At 69.6% G+C, this 20,054-nt stretch carries 27 protein-coding genes; 22 read left to right on the forward strand and 5 right to left on the reverse strand.

Features of this window, described 5'->3' with window-relative positions:
• The first annotated feature begins 8 nt into the window (after nucleotides 1-8).
• The 22 genes from NV263_RS06375 (at nucleotide 9) to NV263_RS06480 (ending at nucleotide 16,718) form a co-directional block, all read left to right on the forward strand.
• Nucleotides 9-209 (forward strand): hypothetical protein, encoded by a 201-nt coding sequence (locus tag NV263_RS06375; RefSeq protein ID WP_263251625.1) that lies wholly within the window; start codon nucleotides 9-11, stop codon nucleotides 207-209.
• Between the two features lies 1 nt (nucleotide 210).
• Nucleotides 211-1,473: a phage portal protein gene (locus tag NV263_RS06380; protein ID WP_263251626.1), complete on the forward strand. Its 1,263-nt coding sequence runs from the start codon at nucleotides 211-213 to the stop codon at nucleotides 1,471-1,473.
• Entirely contained in the window at nucleotides 1,473-2,282 is an 810-nt protein-coding gene (locus NV263_RS06385) for an HK97 family phage prohead protease (RefSeq protein ID WP_263251627.1), read from the forward strand. The genes NV263_RS06380 and NV263_RS06385 overlap by 1 nt, the downstream gene beginning before the upstream one ends.
• The gene (locus tag NV263_RS06390) at nucleotides 2,266-3,507 is read left to right on the forward strand and encodes a phage major capsid protein (protein ID WP_263251628.1); all 1,242 of its coding nucleotides are present in this window, start codon (nucleotides 2,266-2,268) and stop codon (nucleotides 3,505-3,507) included. Before NV263_RS06385 ends, NV263_RS06390 begins: the two co-directional genes overlap by 17 nt.
• Nucleotides 3,507-3,710: a hypothetical protein gene (locus tag NV263_RS06395; RefSeq protein WP_263251629.1), complete on the forward strand. Its 204-nt coding sequence runs from the start codon at nucleotides 3,507-3,509 to the stop codon at nucleotides 3,708-3,710. Before NV263_RS06390 ends, NV263_RS06395 begins: the two co-directional genes overlap by 1 nt.
• On the forward strand, nucleotides 3,685-4,221 hold the full coding sequence (locus NV263_RS06400; RefSeq protein ID WP_263251630.1) for a head-tail connector protein: 537 nt from the start codon (nucleotides 3,685-3,687) through the stop codon (nucleotides 4,219-4,221). The genes NV263_RS06395 and NV263_RS06400 overlap by 26 nt, the downstream gene beginning before the upstream one ends.
• Nucleotides 4,218-4,565, forward strand: a complete 348-nt coding sequence (locus NV263_RS06405) for a phage head completion protein (protein ID WP_263251631.1) — start codon at nucleotides 4,218-4,220, stop codon at nucleotides 4,563-4,565. Before NV263_RS06400 ends, NV263_RS06405 begins: the two co-directional genes overlap by 4 nt.
• Nucleotides 4,565-4,849, forward strand: coding sequence for a hypothetical protein (locus NV263_RS06410; protein WP_263251632.1), 285 nt, complete (start codon nucleotides 4,565-4,567; stop codon nucleotides 4,847-4,849). The genes NV263_RS06405 and NV263_RS06410 overlap by 1 nt, the downstream gene beginning before the upstream one ends.
• A gap of 5 nt (nucleotides 4,850-4,854) precedes the next feature.
• On the forward strand, nucleotides 4,855-5,034 hold the full coding sequence (locus tag NV263_RS06415) for a hypothetical protein (protein ID WP_263251633.1): 180 nt from the start codon (nucleotides 4,855-4,857) through the stop codon (nucleotides 5,032-5,034).
• Nucleotides 5,031-5,429, forward strand: a complete 399-nt coding sequence (locus tag NV263_RS06420; protein ID WP_263251634.1) for a hypothetical protein — start codon at nucleotides 5,031-5,033, stop codon at nucleotides 5,427-5,429. Before NV263_RS06415 ends, NV263_RS06420 begins: the two co-directional genes overlap by 4 nt.
• A gap of 70 nt (nucleotides 5,430-5,499) precedes the next feature.
• A complete protein-coding gene (locus NV263_RS06425) occupies nucleotides 5,500-6,087 on the forward strand; it encodes a phage tail tube protein (RefSeq protein WP_263251635.1) in 588 nt (195 codons plus the stop codon).
• A gap of 96 nt (nucleotides 6,088-6,183) precedes the next feature.
• A complete protein-coding gene (locus NV263_RS06430; RefSeq protein ID WP_263251636.1) occupies nucleotides 6,184-6,525 on the forward strand; it encodes a hypothetical protein in 342 nt (113 codons plus the stop codon).
• Nucleotides 6,526-6,889: 364 nt separating this feature from the next.
• Nucleotides 6,890-10,162: a phage tail tape measure protein gene (locus tag NV263_RS06435; protein ID WP_263251637.1), complete on the forward strand. Its 3,273-nt coding sequence runs from the start codon at nucleotides 6,890-6,892 to the stop codon at nucleotides 10,160-10,162.
• Between the two features lie 6 nt (nucleotides 10,163-10,168).
• Nucleotides 10,169-11,089, forward strand: a complete 921-nt coding sequence (locus NV263_RS06440) for a phage tail family protein (protein WP_263251638.1) — start codon at nucleotides 10,169-10,171, stop codon at nucleotides 11,087-11,089.
• Nucleotides 11,090-11,102: 13 nt separating this feature from the next.
• On the forward strand, nucleotides 11,103-12,245 hold the full coding sequence (locus tag NV263_RS06445) for a hypothetical protein (protein ID WP_263251639.1): 1,143 nt from the start codon (nucleotides 11,103-11,105) through the stop codon (nucleotides 12,243-12,245).
• 9 nt (nucleotides 12,246-12,254) lie between these two features.
• Nucleotides 12,255-13,409 (forward strand): hypothetical protein, encoded by a 1,155-nt coding sequence (locus NV263_RS06450; RefSeq protein ID WP_263251640.1) that lies wholly within the window; start codon nucleotides 12,255-12,257, stop codon nucleotides 13,407-13,409.
• Nucleotide 13,410: 1 nt separating this feature from the next.
• Nucleotides 13,411-13,953, forward strand: coding sequence for a hypothetical protein (locus tag NV263_RS06455; RefSeq protein ID WP_263251641.1), 543 nt, complete (start codon nucleotides 13,411-13,413; stop codon nucleotides 13,951-13,953).
• Complete coding sequence (locus NV263_RS06460; protein ID WP_263251642.1) at nucleotides 13,953-14,231, forward strand: hypothetical protein; 279 nt, start codon at nucleotides 13,953-13,955, stop codon at nucleotides 14,229-14,231. The genes NV263_RS06455 and NV263_RS06460 overlap by 1 nt, the downstream gene beginning before the upstream one ends.
• Nucleotides 14,232-14,300: 69 nt before the next feature.
• Nucleotides 14,301-14,600, forward strand: coding sequence for a hypothetical protein (locus NV263_RS06465; protein ID WP_263251643.1), 300 nt, complete (start codon nucleotides 14,301-14,303; stop codon nucleotides 14,598-14,600).
• Between the two features lie 4 nt (nucleotides 14,601-14,604).
• Entirely contained in the window at nucleotides 14,605-15,594 is a 990-nt protein-coding gene (locus tag NV263_RS06470; protein WP_263251644.1) for a peptidoglycan recognition protein family protein, read from the forward strand.
• Nucleotides 15,594-15,854, forward strand: coding sequence for a hypothetical protein (locus tag NV263_RS06475; RefSeq protein WP_263251645.1), 261 nt, complete (start codon nucleotides 15,594-15,596; stop codon nucleotides 15,852-15,854). Before NV263_RS06470 ends, NV263_RS06475 begins: the two co-directional genes overlap by 1 nt.
• A gap of 534 nt (nucleotides 15,855-16,388) precedes the next feature.
• Complete coding sequence (locus NV263_RS06480; protein WP_263251646.1) at nucleotides 16,389-16,718, forward strand: hypothetical protein; 330 nt, start codon at nucleotides 16,389-16,391, stop codon at nucleotides 16,716-16,718.
• 227 nt (nucleotides 16,719-16,945) lie between these two features.
• Here NV263_RS06480 and NV263_RS06485 read toward each other — a convergent pair whose 3' ends face one another.
• The 5 genes from NV263_RS06485 to NV263_RS06505 all read right to left on the reverse strand — a co-directional run bounded on the left by NV263_RS06485 (nucleotide 16,946) and on the right by NV263_RS06505 (nucleotide 20,007).
• Complete coding sequence (locus NV263_RS06485) at nucleotides 16,946-17,254, reverse strand: hypothetical protein (RefSeq protein WP_263251647.1); 309 nt, start codon at nucleotides 17,252-17,254, stop codon at nucleotides 16,946-16,948.
• Between the two features lie 3 nt (nucleotides 17,255-17,257).
• Nucleotides 17,258-18,475 (reverse strand): alpha/beta hydrolase family protein, encoded by a 1,218-nt coding sequence (locus NV263_RS06490; protein ID WP_263251648.1) that lies wholly within the window; start codon nucleotides 18,473-18,475, stop codon nucleotides 17,258-17,260.
• A gap of 36 nt (nucleotides 18,476-18,511) precedes the next feature.
• Nucleotides 18,512-19,111, reverse strand: a complete 600-nt coding sequence (locus NV263_RS06495) for a hypothetical protein (protein WP_263251649.1) — start codon at nucleotides 19,109-19,111, stop codon at nucleotides 18,512-18,514.
• A 6-nt stretch (nucleotides 19,112-19,117) separates the two neighbouring features.
• Complete coding sequence (locus NV263_RS06500; protein ID WP_263251650.1) at nucleotides 19,118-19,450, reverse strand: hypothetical protein; 333 nt, start codon at nucleotides 19,448-19,450, stop codon at nucleotides 19,118-19,120.
• A 134-nt stretch (nucleotides 19,451-19,584) separates the two neighbouring features.
• Nucleotides 19,585-20,007, reverse strand: a complete 423-nt coding sequence (locus NV263_RS06505) for a helix-turn-helix domain-containing protein (protein ID WP_263251651.1) — start codon at nucleotides 20,005-20,007, stop codon at nucleotides 19,585-19,587.
• Between the last annotated feature and the right edge of the window lie 47 nt (nucleotides 20,008-20,054).

The following is a 20,054-nucleotide window of genomic DNA, read 5'->3' on the forward strand; positions in this document are numbered from 1 at the left end:
AGGCCGTGATGCGCGAGTACCGACGGCACCTCGGCCGCCGCGTGCTGCTGCACCTGGACGGCGCGACTCTCGACGGCGTCCTGGTGCGCGTCGACCGCGACACCGTGGCCCTCGACCAGGCCCGCCTGCTGTCCGCGCTGGAACCGTCCGACATGGACGGCGAGATCGTCGTGGAGCGCGTCGCGCTGGTGTGGATGCAGGTGGTGTGACGTGGTGGTTTTCAGCTCCGGCGGCCAGCTTGCCGGGACCACGTTCCCGTCGTTGTCCGCGCCGTGGTCGGTCGACGGCGCCGTGATCGTCCCCGATCCTGGCATCCCACTGGTCGAGGCTGCCAGCGACGCACCCGGCGTGTGGAAGACCCAACCCAGCGTGCGCAAGGTCGTGGACTTCATCGCCCGCAACGTCGCGTCCGTGCCGTTGCACGTGTTCGAGCGGCGCGACGAGACCGACCGGCCCCGCGTCACCGACCACCCGCTGGCGTTGCTGCTGACCGAGCCCGCTCCGGGGATCACACCGTTCCGGTTCTGGCACGGCATTCTCGTCGACTTCCTGCTGCATGACCGGTGGTGCGCCCAGCTGCTCCCGAACGCCGACACCAACTCGGGGTACGAGCTGCGGCGCATCCCCGCATCACGCATGCGGCTGCTCGACGACGGTTGGGGGCGCGTGGCCGCGGTGCACATCGTCGACCCCGACGGCAAGGCCACCGAGCACGACCCCACTGGGTTCGTGTTCGACCACGGCTGGGGCGGGGCCAACGGAGTGCCGCCGATCGAGACGCTGTCGGCGATCCTCGCCGAGTCCGCCGAGGCCGTGGCCTACCGGCGCGGAGTCTGGCGCAACGGCGCGCGGGTGCCGATGGTGATCGAGCGCCCGGCCGGTGCTCCGCCGTGGTCGGACTCCTCGCGGAACCGGTTTGTGGAGATGTGGCGCCGGTTCACCCGCGGCGGTGGCCAGGAGGGCGGGACGCCGCTGCTGGAAGACGGCATGACCGTCAAGGAAGTCAACGCCTTCACCCCGAAGGACACCCAGGACATCGAGGGACGCCGCCTCACCGATGCCGAAGTGGCCAGCGCCTACCACATCGCTCCAGAGATCGTCGGTGCTCGCGAGGGCACCTACTCCAACATCGAGGCATACCGCCAGATGCTCTACCGCGACAACCTCGGCCCCTGGCTGACGCAGATCGAGCAGACCTGCAACGCGCTGCTCGCCCCGCAGCTCGACCCGAGCGGCCGGCTCTACGTCGAGGCGAACGTGGAGGCGAAGTTGCGCGGGTCGTTCGAGGAACAGGCCCGGATCTTGCAGGCGTCCACCGGTGGGCCGTGGTTGACCCGCAACGAGGCCCGCGCCCGCGCGAACCTGCCCGCGCTGGACGGCGCCGACGAACTGGTGGTGCCGCTGAACGTCACCGCGGGCGGGTTGGCGTCCCCGCAGGACACCGCGCCCGATGAATCCACGAGGGAGTCGTAATGCCGCAGACCAAGGATTTCGGCGCGCGCGTGAAGGCCGCCGGGGATGCCGACGGGCTCGCAGAGGGCGAGTTCACCGCCTTGGTGTCGGTATTCGGCAACGTCGACTCGGTCGGTGATGTGGTGGTGCCCGGCGCATTCGCCGACTCGCTCGCCGAGTGGGCCGCCAAAGGGGACCCGCTGCCGGTGATCTGGGCGCACGACTGGTCTGACCCGTACTCGCACATCGGCCACGTCACCAAGGCAGAGGAGACCGCCGACGGGCTGCTGGTCACCGGGCAGCTCGACCTCGACAACCCCAAGGCACAGCAGGTTTACCGGCTGCTCAAGGGCCGCAGGGTCACGCAGTTCTCGTTCGCCTACGACATCCTCGACGGTGCACCGGCCGAGCGGGACGGCGTCGAGGTCTACGAGCTGCGCAAGCTGCGGGTGCACGAGGTCGGGCCGTGCCTGATCGGCGCCAACCAGGAAACCCAGCTGCTCGCCGCCAAGGCCCGCCGCCTCGCCGACGGCGCGAAGGCCGGGCGGGTGCTCTCGGCGAAGAACTACGAGGCGCTGCGCGCCGCCTACGAGCAGATCGGCGAAGTCCTCGCCACCGCCGACCAGGTGCCCGACGAGGGCACCGAGAAGACCGCCGCACCATCCGGTGCCGACACCCCCGAGCAGGACGCCGGCCAGCCCGAGCCCGCCGCCGCCAGCACCGCCGCCGAGGTGCCCGCGAAGTCGGCCAGCTTGCGGCCCGCCCAGGTGGCCGCTTGGTCGCAACTCCATTCGCTACTGACGGGAGACCACAATGCCGACGCTGCGTGAGCAGTACCAGGCGACCCTCTCGCGCGCGGCCGAGCTGGCCAAGAGCGCGACCGACGAGGGACGCGAGTTCACCGACGACGAGGTGGCCGAGGTCGCCGAGCTCAAGGCCAAGGCCGACGAGCTCGGCGCGCGCGTGAAGGCTGCCGACGAGGCGCAGGCCGCAGCCGCCGAGCTGGCGGGCAAGTCCGCCACCGCGGTCGCCTCGACCCGCGACCGCGCCGAGGACGCCGCCGCCGCCACGTTCGGCGAGGCGTTCGTCAAGTCCGCCGCCTACCAGGAGTTCCGCCACGAGCACCCCGCCGGGGTCGGGCAGGGCACGCCGATCAACATCGGCCGCGTCAAGGTCGGCACGATGAGCGACTGGTTCGCGCGCCGCAAGGCCACGCTCGACACCACCCTGGCCCGCATCCAGCCGGTGCGAATGCCGATGGTGGACCAGATCGACCGCGACCGGCTGACGCTGCTGGACCTGGTCGACCGCGGCCGGACCGATGGCAACTTCGAATACGTGCAGGTCACCAGCGTCACCCGCAACGCGGCGATCGTCGCTGAGGGCAACCTCAAGCCGGTCAGCGACGTGGCGACGCAGCTGGCCGACGCCAAGGTCTACACCTACGCGGACGGCTACGACGTCACCAACCAGCTGCTCGCCGACGCCCCCGCGTTCGCGTCGTACATGAACAACGAGCTGCGCTACTCGCTCGACTCGGTCGTCGAGGACAAGTTGCTCAACGGCTCGGGCGCGAACGGCGAACCGCGGGGCCTGCTGAACACCACCGGTGTGCAGGAGCAGACTTACACCCCCGGTGCCGACGCCAAGGAACTCGTGCGGGCAATCCGCAAGGGCATCACCAAGGTCACCCGCTTGCAGGGCGGCCAGGTGACCGCGGTCCTGATGAACCCCGAAGACGACGAGTCCCTGGACCTCATGGAAGACGCGAACCAGCGCTTCTACGGGCAGGGGCCGTTCGGTTCGGGGCCGCAGACGATCTGGGGCCGCCCCCGCGCGATTTCCGAGCGGGTGCCAGCCGGGACCGTGATCCTCGGCGACTTCAAGCAGATCGCGCTGCTGGACCGCGAGGGTCTGAGCGTGTTGGCGTTCAACCAACACCAGGACTACGCGCAACGGAACATGACCTACGTCCGCGCCGAGCTTCGCGCCGCGCAGGTTATCTGGAAGCCGAATCGCCTGGTCGTCGTCAAGACCGCCGCGGCGGCCGGCTGATGGACGCCGAGCACCGCATGGTGACCGTGAACGGCATCCGCTACCGGATCGAGGACGCCCAGCGGCTCGGCCTGGTGGCGGATGCCGCCGCCGACACCGTCACCGCAGCCACCCAGGCGGAAACCCAGGACGAGAAACCCGTGCGCCACAAGGCACGCCGACCGGCAAGGGGTGCGCATGGCGGAAACGACACCCCTGGCTGATCCGGCCGCCCTCGCCCGGCTGACCGGGTTGCCCGCCGACGATCCCGGCTTGCTCGGCGCCCTCAACCGGGCATCGGAGCGGTTCCGGGGTGCCGTCGGTCACCCGGTGACCCCCGTGGTGCGCGATGAGATCGTGGTGGACGGGGACGGATCTCGGTCGCTGCTGCTGCCAGCCGTCCCTGTCACCGCCGTGCACCAGGTCGACGTCGACGGGCAGCCGGTCGCCGACTACCAGTGGTCCCGCAACGGCATCCTCCGCTCGGCCGGATGCTGGCCGGACCGGCTCGGTGCCGTCCGGGTCGTCTACGACCACGGCTACCCGCCGAACGAGGTTCCGGGCGACATTGCCGACGCCGTGCTGGTGCAGGCGCAGATGATCCTCGACCAGAACCCTGGTGTGTCCTCGATGTCCACCGGCGGCGTCTCGGTGTCGTTCTCGCGTGTTGGGGTCACCGAGGCGTGGTCGAAAGCGGTGGAGCGGCACCGGATCGGGCGGGGTGATGCAGCGTGATCTACGGCGAGACCATCACAATCCTGCGCGCACCCGTCACCACCGACCGCTACGGCAACGAGGTGCGGGACTGGTCCCACGCCACCCGCACCACCGTCGCCGGGGTGTCTGTGCAGCCGCGCTCGGCCACCGAATCCGGCAGTGATGAGGCCCGGGAGATGGTCACGACCGGGTGGCGCATCTATACCCGCGCCGGGATCGACCTCGACGTTGAACCCACCGACCGCATCGAGTGGTCCGGCCGAACGCTCGAAGTCATCGGGGAGATCGCGCGGTGGCCGCACCCGATCCGGCCTACCGCCGTGCACCACGTCGAGATCGACGTGCAAAGGTGGTCGGGCTGATGGCACGCGCTCAGATCCGGATCACCGACCGGGAGTGGCGGCGCATCGTCGCCCTGCCCAGTGTCCGCGCCGCACTGCGCCAGCGCGCCCAGGCCATCGCCGGGCGGGCCCGCGGCATCGCCGCTACCGAAACCCCCGGCGCCTCGATCACCACTGAGGAAGGCACCCGGCCCCGGGGCCGCACCTATGCCCGTGTCGCTAGCGACGACCCCGAGGGCGAGTACGGCACCCAGACCCGCGAGCGCCGCCGCGTGCTCGGCCGCGCCGCCAATACCAAGGAGTAACCGCGATGCATGTTGAGATCGCGTTCGACGCCGACCTGCGCAAGATCGGCACCGTCATCGACGTTCCCGACGAGGTCCAGGCGGCCACGATGATCCGCGAGGGCCGCGCCAGGCGGGTGCCGGCCACCGGGCCGAAGCCGGGCAAGAGCGCGCCGAAGCCGGACCGGGCGGCGAGCGAGACGTGATCGACCCCGAGGCGCTGGTGGTCGACTGGCTGCGCGAGCGACTGCCCGGCATCCGGGTGCTGGTCGACCTACCCGCCAAGTTCGACGACACACTGCCGGTGGTGCAGGTGTCCTGCATCGGCGGCAGCGCGCAGTGGCAGCCCTGGAACCCCGGCTCGGTTCCGCTGGCCCGCCAGGCACGCATCGACGTCGACGTGTTCGCCGCCAGCCGTGAGCAGGCAGCCGACCTCGCCCTGCGAGCGTCCAACGAACTGTTCACGCTGCGCGGCCACGGCAACCAGTGGGGCTGCATCGCCGCCGTGTTGCAGGAGTCCGGGCCCGCGTGGCGACCGGACTACAACCCGAACATCCGCCGGTTCGGGCTGACAGACGTGCTCACCATCCGGCCCGCGTAGGCCAGGCAACCATTCAACCCGCGAACCCCGCCGCGCGCGGGAGTTTTCGCACGTCACGAGGAGTTTCCGCATGGCGCTGAACGCAGAGTTGGCGCGGCTGGGCGTGACCGGGGCGCTCTACACCGGCCCGGTGGGCACCACCGCACCCAAGGACCTGGGCGCCTGGGCATCCGACATGGTCGACCTCGGCTACATCTCCGATGACGGGATCACCGAATCCCGCGACGGGGACACCGAGACGTTCACGCCCTGGCAGTCCAACGCCCCGATCCGCGTGGAAACCACCAAGTCGGTCGTCACCTTCGCGGCCACGCTGTGGGAATCCAACTTCAACACCATCAGCCTGTACTACCGGGTCGGGCTGGGAGACATGACCCAGACCGGTACCGGCGCCGACGCGGTGGTGTCGTTCGCGGAGAAGGGCAAGCCGAAGCGCGACCTGCGCTGCTTCGGCATCGACGTCATCGACGGCACCTACCACCGGCGGATCTTCCTGCCCTACGCCGAGGTCACCGAACGCGGCGACGTCGTCTACAAATCCGACACGCTCATCGGCTACGAGGTCACCATCACCGCCTACCCCGGCAGCGACGGGTCCTCGGTGCTGCGGCTGTTCAAAGAGGGGTGGACCCTCCCGACCCCGCCGGCCGACGGCTGACGGCCCGCTGACGGGGCCGCCGTGACGAACCGGTGAGCACGCCACCGCGGCCCCTTCCTGCTCACCGCCCGCTCACCAGAAACGAGGAACGCCGCCGTGCCCGACATCGACATGGATGCCCTGCTCGCGCAGCGCGAAGAGGCCACCGGCTCGGCCGACACCTTCGCGTTCACCTTCGCCGGGCAGCGCTGGTTCGCCAAGGACCCGATCATGGCCGACGACGACTGGAAGACCGAACTCGCCGAGCTGGCCAGCGACGTCGAAGTGGCCGAGCACTACCTCGGCGCCGAACAGTACGAGCGGTTCGTGGAAGCCGGGGGCCGCAACGGCGTCGTGCTGCTCGCGGTGCGCGAGTACACGAAGCGTTTGCAGGACGAGGACGCCCACGGGCGCCCTACTCCGCGGTCGGCCTCCTCGGACAAGCGCCGGAAGCGATAGAGGCCGACCTGTGCGCGACCTACGCGCCGCGCAACCCCATCGCGGAGTTCTGGCGCGGTGAGATCACGCTGCGCCATCTCCGCGTCCTCATCGAGCATCTGCCGCCCACCGGCGCGTTCGCCCGCGCTCGGGGGGATGGGTGGACCGACCTCGAACACCTGGTGGCCAACGTCGTCGACGCAGTGCAGGGCTCGGCGTACTCCGTGGTGGGCGCGCTCGGAGGCAAGCCCAAGCGCCCCAAGCGGCAACCCCGGCCCAGCGATCAGAACAACGGCCGGATCGGTGACCGAGGTGGGCAGTCCACTGCGGACGTTCTTGCCTATCTCGACTCGCTGAAACCCGTTGCTTCTTAAGGAGGTGCGGCGTGGCCGAGGGGTCCGTGGTGTGGGTCGACGTCCTGCCGTCCATGCGCAACTTCGGCGCCGAGCTGGCCAAGCAGGCAGCCGGATCCGGGATGCGTGCCGGGCGGCAGGTCGGCGCCGAGCTGGAGAAGGCGGCCACCGACGCCGGACGTCGCGCCGGCCAGTCGATGGGCGCCGGTTTGGAGGCGGCGCAAGCGCGCGCCGACAAGCTCGCCCAGGCGTTGCAGGCCGCCCGCAACCGGGAAGCCGACGCCGCAGGCAAGGTTCGGGTCGCCGAGGAACGGCTTGCCGAGGTCCGCGCCAACGCCAACTCGAAGGCGTCGCAGATCGCTGCTGCCGAGGAACGGTTGGCCGCCACGCAGCGCGGCCTGTCAACGGCCTCGGACCGCGCCGCCGCAGCGGCCCGCCAGTTCGAGCAGGCGCAGGCCAACGCTGCCGACGCCGTCGACTCGGCGTCGCTGTCGCTGGACCAGGCCGAGACCGCCACCGGTGGTTTCGGCTCCTCGCTGGGGAGCCTCGCCAAAACCGCCGGCGGTTTCGCGTCCGGCGTGCTGGCCATCGGCGGCGCCGCCGACACCGCCGCGCAGATGTTGGAGAACGCCCAGCTCGGCGACAAGCTCGCCGCCCAGCTCGGCGCGACCCCGCAGATGTCGGCCGACCTCGGCCACATCGCCGGATCGCTCTACGCCCAGGCGTACGGCGACAGCATGGGACAGGTCAACGACGCCATCCGCGGCGTCATCCAGTCCGGCCTGGTCATGGAGGACGCCAGCAACGCGCAGATCGAGTCGATCACGGCCAAGGTGCTCAACCTCGCTTCGGCGTTCGACCTCGATCTGGGCGAGGCGACCCAGGCCGTCGGCCAGCTGCTCAAGACCGGGCTCGCGCCCGACGCCGAGGCCGCGTTGGACATCGTCACCCGAGGGTTCCAGCAGGGCGCCGACCGCTCCGGCGACTTCCTCGACACGCTCACCGAGTACTCGGTGCAGTTCCAGAAGTTCGGTCTGGACGCGCAGACCGCGACCGGGCTGCTGGTGCAGGGAATGCAGGAAGGTGCCCGCAACTCCGACCTCGTCGCCGACGCGATCAAGGAGTTCTCGATCCGCGCCGTCGACGGCTCGACCACCACCGCCGACGGCTTCAAGGCCATCGGGTTGTCCGCGGACGACATGGCCGCCAAGATCGCGCGCGGAGGGCCGGAAGCCACCGCCGCACTCAACCTCGTCATGGACCGTCTGCGCGCGATGAAAGACCCGGTGGCCCAATCGCAAGCCGCTGTTGCCCTGTTCGGCACCCAGGCCGAAGACCTGGGCTCCGCGCTGTACGCCCTCGACCCGTCCAAGGCCGTCGGCGCGCTCGGCGACATCGGCGGCGCGGCCGACGCGATGGGCGCCACGCTGCGCGACAACGCGCAAACCCGACTCACCGAGTTCGGCCGCAGCTTGCAAACCGGGATCATCGACTTCCTCGGCGGCAAGGTCATCCCCGCGTTCCAGGGCTTCGTCGGCTGGATCCAGGACAACTCGGGCTGGCTGGCGCCGCTGGTGATCGGCCTCGGGTCCTTCGCCGCCACCATGGCGCTCGTCAACGGTGCGATGACGCTGTGGGCTGCGCGCACCGCGATCGTGACCGGGGCGCAGTGGGCGCTGAACGCCGCCATGAGCGCCAACCCCCTCGGCTTGGTCATCGCCGCGGTGGTCGCCCTGGGAGCCGTCCTGGTCTACGCCTGGAACAACAGCGAGACGTTCCGCAACATCGTCGTGGGCGCGTGGAACGGGATCGCTGCCGCTGCGCAGTGGGCCTGGTCCAACGTGCTGAAACCCGTGGTCGATGCACTGGCCGCGGCGGCGACCTGGCTGTGGTTCACCGTGCTCTCACCGGTGTTCGGCTGGCTGGAGGCCGGGTGGAGGCTGGCGGTGACCGGCATGAAGTGGGCCTACGACAACGTCCTGGCGCCCGTCTGGCGTGCGGTGCAGGCCGCCGCCCAGTGGTTGTGGTTCACCGTGCTGAAGCCCGTGTTCGACGGCATCGGCGCTGGTTGGCGACTCGTGTTGGATGGCATGGGCTGGGCCTACGAGCACGTGTTGCGGCCGGTGTTCGACGCGGCGTCGCGGGCGGTCGACGCGGTGGGGCAGACGTTCGACCGGACCGCCAGCTGGATCCGCGACGCCTGGGACAAGATCAAGGAATACGCCCGAGCCCCCATCCAGTTCGTCGTCGACGTCGTCTACAACAACGGCATCCGCAAGGTCTGGAACGGCATTGCCGGAGTGTTCGGGCTCGGCAAGCTCGACGAGGTCCGCCTTTCCGGTGGCGGCGTGCTCCCCGGCTACGCGCCAGGCCGCGACACTGTGCCCGCGATGCTCTTCCCGGGTGAGGCGGTGCTGACCCCCGAGGCCACGCGATTCCTGGGGCCGGCGAACATCCTGGCGCTGAACCGGCAGCTGTCCGGCCGGCCACCGGGAGCGGTCCCCGCCGGTGGAGGCCGTGCGCACTTCGCCGGAGGCGGCATCGTCGACGGGCTCGCCGCCGCAGTGAGTTGGATCCCCGGGATCGGGGGCGCCGTCCGCGTGCTGCGCGACTTGTTCAACGGCGGCGGACTCGGTGCGGGCATGTGGCGCGACCTGGTAACCGCGATCCCGCGCAAGGCGATCGAGGCGATCAGCTCGTGGTTCACCTCGCCCAGTGGCTACGGGCAGACACCGGTCGCCAATGTCGGCGCGGGGGTCCAGCGGTGGACCCCGGTCGTGTTGCAGGCGCTCGCGATGCTCGGGCAACCGGCCTCGTTGCTGGCGACGACGCTGCGGCGTATGCAGCAGGAGTCCGGCGGCAACCCGCACGCGATCAACCTGTGGGACAGCAACGCCAAGCACGGAACGCCGAGCATCGGTCTCATGCAGGTGATCGGGCCGACGTTCGCCCGCTACCGCGACCCGCGGGCGGCGAACAGCATCTACGACCCGCTCGCGAACATCCTGGCGTCGATGCGCTATGCCCTTGCCCGGTACGGGTCGCTGCCCGTCGCGTACAACCGTCCCGGCGGCTACGACTCCGGCGGATACCTGCCGCCAGGGGGGTCGCTTGTCTACAACCACACCGGCAAGCCCGAGCCGGTGTTCACCGCCGAGCAGTGGGACACGCTGCGCCGTTATCTGCCCACCGAGGGCGGCGGGCGGCCGATCGAGATCCACGTGCACCCGCGCGCGGACCAGTCCGAAACGTCGATCGCCACCGCGGTGCGCCGAGAACTGGCCCTCAACCTGAGGACGAGGTGAACCGACGTGGTGCTGGGACGGATGCTCAACCAGGAGTTCCCGCAACCGGTGACGTGGTCGATCGATGGCCTGGTGCTCGGCGACGTCGACGCCGAAGGCCGCGAGTGGCTGGTCACCGGCGACACCGGGTGGTTCGACGGGCCCGCGCCGCGGACCGAGCGCACCGCGCGCAGCGGTGACGGCTCGTTTCGCGGCCGGGCCCACCGCGACGAGCGGATCATCACTCTGGAAGGCGTGTGCGCGTGCCCGTCGGTCGAGTCACGGCGGGCCGCGCAACGTCTGATCACCGGTCTGTGCGCCGACGGCGGGAGGATCTACGAACTCCTCGGCAACGAGGCCGGGCACCGCCTGGTCGCCGATGTCGAGCTGGACGCCGCACCGAGCGCAGCGCCGATCAGCGACACCGTGTTCCGCTGGTCCATCCAGCTCGCGGCACCCGATCCGCGGCTGTACACGCCGTGGGAATCCACCTCCACCCGCATGCCACTTCCCGGCAGTGGAGGAGTGGACGCCACATCTCCGGGCGTGAACGCCGATGCACCCGGAGTCGACGCGGGAGACCCCGCCAACACCGGAGTCGCCCGCGTCTACAACGGCGGCAACGCCCCCACAAGCCCGCTGCTGACCATCCGAGGCCCGGTGACGCGCCCCATGGTGCGCGCCGTCGACTCCGGCACCACCTTGTCCTACTCCGGCGCCCTCGGCCCCGGAGACTTCCTGGTCATCAACACCGGGGCATTCACCGCCCAGGGACACCCCGGATACCAACCGCTGCTCGGCGGCACCGCCAACCGCCGCTCGCTGCTGACCCGCGACGGTCCGTGGCCCGAAGTCCCGCCCGGTGGAACCGAGGGGTTCGCGCTCGCAGGCGATGCCCTCGAACCCGATGCGCTGCTCATCGTCGAGCACCGCCAAGCCTGGTACTGAAGGAGATTCCTCGATGCCCGCTGTCCTCGAAGGACTGTCGCCGTGGTTCGTCAACAAGCGACTCGACCCCCGCGACATGCGCGCCGGGCTCGCCGCGGCGTTCGCCGGTGGCTACGACACGGCTCCCGGCAACCTCACCCGCGAGGGCGGCGTGCTCCCGGGCGGTGGCGGCTCCAACGGCCAACTCGGCGTCGTGCCGCTCGACCAGCCAGCCATGGGCGTCCGCGTGATCGCCGGACAGTGCGTGATCCCCGTGGCGGGGGAGCTCGGCTACGTCGGAACGCTGCCGGTCACCGGAACGCTCGACATCGCCCCGGCAGACCAGACCAATCCGCGCATCGACCTGCTGGTGGCCCGGATCGTCGACTCAGCCGAGGACACCGGCGACCGGACGTTCACCGTCGAAGTCGTGCAGGGCGTCGCCTCGGCGACTCCGTCCGAACCGTCGCTGTCCGGGTTGCAGTGCATCGTGCTCGCGGCGGTGCGCGTCAACGCCGCGACGACCTCGATCACTGCCGCGAACATCACCGACCGCCGCCTGTTCACCCGAGCTCCCGGCGGAATCCGGCTGTCCTACAACGACTCGGGACGCCCCGGCGGTGGCGCCGGCGACTTCCGCTACGACCTCAACGAGCGGGAGTTGTCGGTGTGGACCGGCAGCGAATGGTCCGTCGCAGCCTCCGCTGCGGGCTGGAAGTCCTGGAACGCCGTGCTCAAGGCCGAGTCGGACAACTCCACGGTCAACCTCGGCACGGGCGGCAGCGTGAACGCCAAGTACCAGCTCATCGGCAAGATGCTCACGATCCGCATGCTGTTCCGGTGGGGCAGCAGCGGCTACTACGCCGCCCCGGGCAACGTCTACACCGAGCTGCCCCCGGGCCTGGTGAACGGCGCCGTGCACCAGAAGATCTCCTGTTCGCTGTGGGTGCCCGGCGGCCCGCCGAACAACCGCGGCGATTACGTCGGCCAAGCCCTGGTGTGGGAGAACTCCCGCAAGATCTCGCCGATGTTCCCCTCGTCCCCGTCGGACTGCCGCCAGAACTACTACCGCATCGCCGCCACGGCCAGCTCCCCCGGAACCGGCGTCCCCTACATCCCCGGCGGCTACCCCGAGGGCGGCAACGTCGCGATCTGGGGCGTGATCGAACTCCCGTAGGAGGTGGCGGTGGCCGACTACCGGCAGCGCGACAACGCACCCCGCTTCACAGTCCTCGTCTTCCACACGCGCACCGGGAACGTGCTCGCCGAACTGGACTACTCAGCGCTGAGCTTCGACGAGAAGCTGAACGGCGGCGGCAGCGCGAGCATCACGTGCCCGCTGGATGCCGCCACCGGCCGCGACACCTGGGACGACCGCTCATCGGCGTACGTGCTGCGCGGCATCATGTCCGGCCCGTGGCGATTCTCGATCGCGGTCGTGTGGGGATCGACCGTCGCCTGGGCCGGACCGCTGGTCTCGCCGGTCCCGTCGCTGACCGGGGTGGAGCTGAAGTGCTCGACGCTGTGGGCGCTGCTCGGACGGCGACGCCTGATGACCTACGCCGCAGTCGACCCGGCCTCACCGAAAGCCGACGTGTCGTTCAGCGGCCGGTCGTTGGCGGGCATCGCCCAGGGCATCATCGAGCACGCCACCGCCGAGTACGGCCGTGAACTGCCGCTGGACTACCTGCCGATCACCGTCACCGGTGACCACGAGCGCACCTACCACGGCTACGACTACAAGCCCGTCGACGAGGCGCTGCGGCAGTTGTCCGAGGTCATCGACGGCCCCGACATCGATTTCCGCCCGGTGCTGGTGCGCACTGGTGCCGGGGAACGAGTCCGGTGGCAGGTACGGATCGGCGAACCGGAGTTGGGCGACCCGGACGCGCCGCTGGTGTGGGACCAGGGCGCCGGACTGGTCGACATGGAATTCGACCTCGACGGCTCCCGGATGTGCTCATACGTCGCGGTGCCCGGCGACGGCCAGGAGAACGCCAAGGTGTTCGGCACCGCGTTCACCAACGAACTCGTCGATGCCGGATGGCCAGCCCTCGAAGACGTCAACAGCAACCACTCGTCATCGACCAACAATGCCGACCTCGACGCCTACGCCGCGGCGCACCTCGCCGCCTACAAGCGGCCGCTCGTGGCGCGCACAGCCACGATCGACCCCGGTGTGTACCCGGGCCTGGATGTGTGGCGGCTCGGTGACTGGGGCGAATTCCACCTGTACGACAACCCGTTCGTCGACGGTCCGCAGCGAGCCCGCATCACCGGATCGTCCTATTCGGACGGACGGATCAAGCTCGAACTCACCGGCGCCCCCGCGGAGGTGTGACGTGCCGCTGATTCCCCGCCCCGGCGGCGACCCGCTCGACGAAATCCGCGCCTTGCAGCAGCGCGTCGCCGAGCTCGAACGCCGCTCCAACACCCAGCTCATCACCAAGGACGCCACCGGTTCCACGCTCGTTGCCCCCGACAAGCTCACCGGCCGCGGACTCGCCCGCCCGTACATCCCCACGCCGATGATCCCAACCGACGTGCCGAGCTGGCCCGGCACGCAGCAGGCCGACTTCACCTCGAAGTGGGTGCAGTCGATCTACCACCAGCACCCGAAGATCACGCTCGTCGTCTACGCGGCGGTCGACACTGCCGGCACCGTCGGCGAGATCCGGGTGGCCATCGGCGGCGCCGCGTTCTCCGACGCTGCCGCCGTGTCGGCCGTCGGCAACACGATCTACCAGGCGGGCGCGTTCCTGTTCGGACCCGGCTTGTGGCCCGGCAACCACATGGCACCGGTCACGGTCGAGATCCAGGCGCGCCGAACGGTCGGCACCGGGTGGGTACGGCTCTGGCCCGCAGTCTGGGGAGTGGAGGCGTGATGGCCACCGAAGTAGCGCTGCTCGCCGTCTCGGCGCTCGGTTGGTTCGGCGGGCTCCCGGTTCCGCCCGGAGTGGGGGAGAACACCGGATGGGCGCCACCGGCTTCCTGGGACACCGAAGCCGGTGGACTGGTCGACGAGAACGGAAACCCCGTCGTGCCGACCGACCCCGAACCGCCGACGTACCCACCCAGCGAAACCGTGCCGCCCGCGGGCGAGGAACCGCCTCCGGATGCGCCGTCCGCGGAGGTGCCCACCGAACCCGGCTCGGGCTCCTGATTCCTTGCCGCTCACCGTCTCCGCCCTCGTTCACGAGTTGGTAGGCCCATGCCTGAAACTTCCGCCGACGTGGCTCTGCGGTATGTCCGCGACGAGTTGTCGACCCTGCGCGGCGCCATGCACGACGAGTTGTCCGCGATCCGCTCCGACCTGTCCGACCTCGCCGGTGAAATGCGCGCCCACATGGCCGAACACGGCCCCCGCGTCGCGGTGCTCGAACACCGCGTCGCCGAGGCCGAACGCACCCTCGCCGCCGTGCAAGACCAGCGCTCCAGTGACCGCGCCCAGCGGTGGGGCGTGTGGATGACCGTCTTGGCCGCCTTTCTAGCAGCCACGGTTCCGACCGTCCTTCGACTCCTCGGGAGCTGAATCCATGCCCCTACCGCTGGTATGGCTGGCTGACGTCCTCCGCGGCGCCGGACTCGCCGTCGTCGAAATCCCCGGATGGCGCACCCGCACGGCCCCCGGAGCCCTGCCCCGCCCGGTCGGCGTGCTCGAACACCACACCGCCACCCCAACCTCGCCTGCTCGTCCGGCGCCGACGGTGGACCTGTGCATCCGCGGACGGCCGGACCTCGACGGGCCGCTGTGCCACGCCGTGATCGGCTACGACGGCACCGTGCACCTCATCGCCGCCGGACGCGCCAACCACGCCGGGAAAGCCCGGGCGTCCGGCCCGAACCCCGCGGGTGACGGCAACGTGCTCTACGTCGGGTTCGAGTGGGACTACCAAGGCGTCGACCAAGGCCCCAGCCCGCAGCAGTACACCGCCGCCGTCCGCGCGACCAGAGCGGTGCTCGACCACCTCGGCCGCCCCGCCACCGCGGCGCGCGGCCACCGCGAAACCTCCGTGACCGGCAAGATCGACCCCGGCCACGTGGATCTCGACCAGTTCCGGCGCGACGTCGCCGCCTCGGCCACCGCGCCCGCTCCCGGAGGACTCGAAACCATGGCCTTCACCGACACCTTCACCGACTGGGCCCACAACCGGCAGACCGTCGAATCCTGGATGAACAACGTCGACCGCCGCATCGCCGAGCTGCACGCCGCGGTGCTCGGTCTCCAGCGCTCCCGCATCCCCGGCGACCGCAACACCACCAATGCCGCCAACCTCTGGTTCGACGCCGGAAACTGGACCAACCAGGCCCTCGGCCACATCGTCGCGATCCGCGCCGCCCTCGCCCACCAGCAGGGCACCGACCCCACCGCCGTCGCCGACGCCTTGCGCCCGGTACTCGCCGACGTCATCGGCCCGGTCATCCGCGACGCCGTCACCGACGCCCTCGGCGCCGACAACGACCACCAGGCCGACGCCATCGTCGACCGCATCGCCACCTGCCTGGCCGGACAGGGGGCTGCTTGATGTCCGACCAGTTCACCGCGTGGCTACGCACCACCGTCCCCGCCGCCTGGTCCGCGCTGGTGGCCTGGCTGGCCACGCTCGGCGCCCCGGACTGGATGACCGGTCCGCTCGGCGACGCCGGGAACATCGTCATCGTGCCGATCGTGCTCGGCGCCGTCTACGCGCTGCTGCGCTGGGCCGAACCCCGCATGCCCGCCTGGCTGACCCGCATCCTGCTCGGCAGCACCACTCCGCCCGTCTACGCACGATCCGAGAAGTAGCAGCAGTGCCGCGCCCACCCGGACGCGGCACTGCCAGCCTCGACTACCGAAGCGCCAGCAGATCGAGCGCCAATGCGACCAGCCCGGCCACACTCACAGAACCCGCCGCCCACGCGAGGTTGCACCGGAAGTGCCGAACAGCCTCCTCGCGACGGCGCCGGCTCGAACTCATCAGTGCTCGCGCCCCAGGAGCCGCGACGAGATACACGGCTGACAGAACCCATCCGACCAGCACAAACGTGGCCATCTCCACCCTTCCGTCGTTACTACATGTGACCGGAAGGGGAGGAACGATTACGGAACGATACGCATAAGTGCCCCACGCCGAAGGTTCCCTGCCACCAATCATGCCAGGCGAGAACCACGCCATGATCTCGGGTGGAGACAGGGAGATCATTCACCTGACCTGAAAACGCCCCGCGTCGCAACGGGTGCAGAAGCGACGCAGGGCGCTGAGAGCTGTTCCGGGCACTTCCCCTACCCGGACCAACCAGCTGCGTGCGTTCGGAGCACGCATGACCCATAATAGAACTCGTGTTCGATCAGGTCCACCCGGAGCCGCACTGGAAGCGCGGCGACGACCGCCGGTTCCAGCCGCCCCGGCCGGTGTGGGTGGACCTGGCCCGCCTCTACCCCCGCCCGGACGAAGTCCGCCCGTTCCCCGAAGGCTGGGACGTGCAGGCCATCGTTCCCGGAGAGCAGACCGCGTGGTTGCGGACCACGACCGGCCACTGGGTCGCCGAAGTCCGCTACTCGGTACGCCGCGGCGACGACAGCGAAGGCGTACGGCACACCGGATGGCTCCCCGCCGACGCAGTGCGCCTCCGACGTGACGCCCCCGCCCCTAGAGACCACAAATTGTGACGTGCCCCGCTCCCGGCTGCGGGGCCCTCGGTGTTTTCAGCCGTCGAGCAGGGCGGCTGTGCACCTAGCGGCGGGGCGAACTCTAGGAAGAACTGCCCGGACTGGGCTGGGCAACCGTCTCGGTGTGGCCGGTGTCGGGGTCGTTCTCGCCGGGAGTGACGACCTGGTGGAACCACTCGGACGTTGCAGGTCGGCGACGGGCAAGGGCTAGGGCGCGTGTACCGGCTTTACGCGCCCGCATGGAGCGCAATCGCATCAGCGATTGCGAGCAGGAGCAACACCGAGAAGATCCACAACGCGGCACGAGCCGAACGGTGCTCACTCGCCGCGACCGCGCTGAAACCGATGGCCCCAGCTATCCCGAAAGCGACCGCGCCGAAGGTGGCAAACCCCGCTTCCACGGTGATCTCGCTGGCGAACAGCAGGGCTGAGGCAGTCAGCGGGACGATGACAAGCCAGATCAGGATGCCGAGCGACAGGATGATCCACCCGGCAACAGTCGCCCCGGTGGCTGGCTTGTTGCTATCGATCTTCATTCCCTACTTCCCCTGCTGGTTGGTAGGCGCGGCGGAGCCGGTGTGGTTGGCAACGACCCGCGCCATGCCGTTCAGCGACTCATCATATTTCCAGTAGTCGCCGTGATAAGACCACGTGTGGACCGGGAGTTGGCGTCCACCAAAGCTGGGGTCGGAGGGGTTCCGACCGAACCAATGGTCGTCGTGGTCACCACCCGGACTCGCGAACCCCTCCCACGGCCAACCGGGGCGGCGCGTGAGGTCCGTGTCGAACGGTCCGTAGTCGAGCGGGTTCGGCGACGGTGTCGCGTAATCGATGGCATCGAGCCCCGCCGTACCAGACCAGACGTGGTCCGGTGGAACTCCGAGATCAGCAGCGTGATCTACGCCGACTCCGGGCGACCCGATGAACACGATGTTGTCGGCGTGCAGGCCGTGGTCCCGTGCGGCGTAGCCGACTTCGGTGGAGCCGTAGGAATGGCCGATCACCGTGTTGTTGCTGGGCTGCGGGAGTTCGTGGCTCACGCGCAGCCCTTCCTGGAACCGGGACAAGCCCTCGCTGCCGTGCACGGCGTACTTCTCGAAGGCCGCGTCGAACAGTGTCGGAGGCGACTCGTACCCGGCGTAGGTGATCGACGCGAAGGACTGGTTGGGCTCCATCGCTTGCGCCCGCTGCATCACCTTGTCCGAGTCGTTGACGTAGCCGACGACATCGTGCAGGTCGGAGTACGTGCCCGGCACCGTGGTCATGACATTCTGCGCGGTGTCGGGGTTGCCATGGGCGATGATCGCCTGTCCACGGCCGCCTGAAGCGGTCGAGTCGATACCGAGCAGGTAGTACCCCGGCTCCCGAACCTTGGCTTCGAGCTGGTCCAATCCAGCAAGAGCCTGCTCGATCTGCTCGGCCTGGGTTTCCAGGCGTTGCTTCTCCGCCGCCATTCCGTCGCCAGGCTTGATGCTCGCGATGCCGTTTCGGACAGCTCGGTACTTCGCTTGTAGGGCTGCCTTCTGGCTGGCGAGAATCGACATGTTCGCTTCGTGGCGAACGACCGTGGGCAGCCCGTCCGCTCGTCCCAGCATCTGGGGAAATCGGTCGAGCAGGTCGGCCTGCTGCGACGTCGACAAGGACGCCCAGCAAGCCGCCACCGCGGCCGGGCCCTGCCTGAGCGCCTGCTCGAACATGCCGCGGGTGGCATCAGCGGCTCGGTTCTCCACCACCGTGGCGGCGTTGGCCAGCGCCATACCCGCAGGGCTGGTGGGATGCGCGCCTGCTTGAGCTTACGCTCCGGACTGCGAAAGGCCTTGCAGGCTGGCCTTGTTCGCGTTGAGCGCTTGGATCAGCTGCTCGTGAGCAGTCTTCTCAAGCTCCCGGGCTTGCGTCACGGTAGCCTGCGCCTCGGCGTACGCCTTCTCCTGCCGAGCGTGTGCCTGCTGGGCCGCGTGGAAGGCTGCGACCGCATCGGAGTGCGCTTTTGCATCCGCAGCGGGCACATTGCCCTGCAAGGGCGGCGGCGGGCCCTGGGTGAATGGCTTCGGTCGGAAGATGGCATCCCCTACCACTTGGAGATCGCCTTCCCGCGCCACCTGCTTGGCCTGTTCCATGCGGGCTTTCACCGTGTCGATCTGGTCGGCCCACACATCGACGGCTTGAGCCAACGCGGGGAAGAGCTCTGCTAGCGCGTCTCCGTCGCGTCCCTGCTGGGAGGCCCAGTTCTGGAACGCCTCCGAAGCACGTCCTTCCCACTCGGCTTCGGCGCTCTTGCGGACCTGGTGCTGGCTGGTCGCCACACGTTCGGTGGCCGGCCCGAAGGCGCGGACCTGTTGGGCGTAGGCGCGCATGGTGCCGGGGTTTCCGGCGACCCAGGTATTCAACGTCATGGTCGGTTATCGCCCCAGCTTGTCGAACAGTCCGGAGTTCGCGTCGTCGGTGGAGGCGTAGTCGGCCTTGTTGGCGTCGAGGTCCGCCGCGCCGCGGTGGGCTGTTTCGACGTAACCGGCGGCAGCGCGCAGCAGGTCGGCCACCGTGGCCGAGACCGCGGCGCTGGACGGCCCGGCGTCGGCGGGCGGCAGCGGCTGGGCCTTGCCCAACTCGTCGGTCGAGCGCTCCAGCTCACCCGCCAACCGTGCGAGCGTGGCCGGATCGATCCGGACGTTCACCCGGTCTCCCTCCCCCGAGATCGTGGTGATGATCGTCGTGATGATCCAAACCGTAGCCAACGCGCTACCGAGCCGGGACGGGGTTTCTACTCATCCTCGACGTGACGTCACTCAGACAGAGCAGTGCCCCGCGGCCGAGGATCCGGCTGCGGGGCACTGAAGACGTGGGGGAACGGACAGTGGGTGGCCGCGGTTCACGGGTGATCTCGGCTTGAAGGACCGCGCCGTCGGCGAGGTGCTCGGTCCAGCCGCCGCGGCGGTGCCACTGCGGCGTGTTCGAGCAGCCTCACGACCGTGAGTGGATACAGCCCATGCCGCCGGGCAAGCTCGGTGATCCGGATTCCCCGCGTGAACGTGTCGGCGCACTCCGCGGCGAGCTGGTCCCGGCGGTCGTCGTCCAGGTCGTCGAATTCGCCGCGCAGCTCGGTGTGGTTGGCAGGCCCACCACGCCCGCGCAACCTCACCCCAGCGACCTGAGTCAGCAGACGATGCACCGCCCCGTACGACAACCCCTCCTGAAACATCAGCACGCGGATCGACGCACCGTGATGCAGGTAGTCCTCCGCCATCCGCTCGGCCACGACGCGCTGCGTACGAGCGGTGAGGTAAGTCGACATCCGATGAGATCCTTCTGCTCGTGGTCTCGGCCCGGATGCCGGCCGGG

Origin of the sequence: Saccharopolyspora rosea (assembly GCF_025643595.1) — a bacterium.
GTDB lineage: Bacteria > Actinomycetota > Actinomycetes > Mycobacteriales > Pseudonocardiaceae > Saccharopolyspora > Saccharopolyspora rosea.

Coding starts and splice junctions, on each gene's coding strand:
- NV263_RS06375 (WP_263251625.1), top strand. CDS start 9: ATGCGCGAGTACCGACGGCACCTCGGCCGCCGCGTGCTGCTGCACCTG.
- NV263_RS06385 (WP_263251627.1), top strand. CDS start 1,473: ATGCCGCAGACCAAGGATTTCGGCGCGCGCGTGAAGGCCGCCGGGGAT.
- NV263_RS06390 (WP_263251628.1), top strand. CDS start 2,266: ATGCCGACGCTGCGTGAGCAGTACCAGGCGACCCTCTCGCGCGCGGCC.
- NV263_RS06395 (WP_263251629.1), top strand. CDS start 3,507: ATGGACGCCGAGCACCGCATGGTGACCGTGAACGGCATCCGCTACCGG.
- NV263_RS06400 (WP_263251630.1), top strand. CDS start 3,685: ATGGCGGAAACGACACCCCTGGCTGATCCGGCCGCCCTCGCCCGGCTG.
- NV263_RS06410 (WP_263251632.1), top strand. CDS start 4,565: ATGGCACGCGCTCAGATCCGGATCACCGACCGGGAGTGGCGGCGCATC.
- NV263_RS06415 (WP_263251633.1), top strand. CDS start 4,855: ATGCATGTTGAGATCGCGTTCGACGCCGACCTGCGCAAGATCGGCACC.
- NV263_RS06425 (WP_263251635.1), top strand. CDS start 5,500: ATGGCGCTGAACGCAGAGTTGGCGCGGCTGGGCGTGACCGGGGCGCTC.
- NV263_RS06445 (WP_263251639.1), top strand. CDS start 11,103: ATGCCCGCTGTCCTCGAAGGACTGTCGCCGTGGTTCGTCAACAAGCGA.
- NV263_RS06460 (WP_263251642.1), top strand. CDS start 13,953: ATGGCCACCGAAGTAGCGCTGCTCGCCGTCTCGGCGCTCGGTTGGTTC.
- NV263_RS06470 (WP_263251644.1), top strand. CDS start 14,605: ATGCCCCTACCGCTGGTATGGCTGGCTGACGTCCTCCGCGGCGCCGGA.
- NV263_RS06475 (WP_263251645.1), top strand. CDS start 15,594: ATGTCCGACCAGTTCACCGCGTGGCTACGCACCACCGTCCCCGCCGCC.
- NV263_RS06485 (WP_263251647.1), bottom strand. CDS start 17,254: ATGAAGATCGATAGCAACAAGCCAGCCACCGGGGCGACTGTTGCCGGG.
- NV263_RS06490 (WP_263251648.1), bottom strand. CDS start 18,475: ATGGCGCTGGCCAACGCCGCCACGGTGGTGGAGAACCGAGCCGCTGAT.
- NV263_RS06495 (WP_263251649.1), bottom strand. CDS start 19,111: ATGACGTTGAATACCTGGGTCGCCGGAAACCCCGGCACCATGCGCGCC.
- NV263_RS06505 (WP_263251651.1), bottom strand. CDS start 20,007: ATGTCGACTTACCTCACCGCTCGTACGCAGCGCGTCGTGGCCGAGCGG.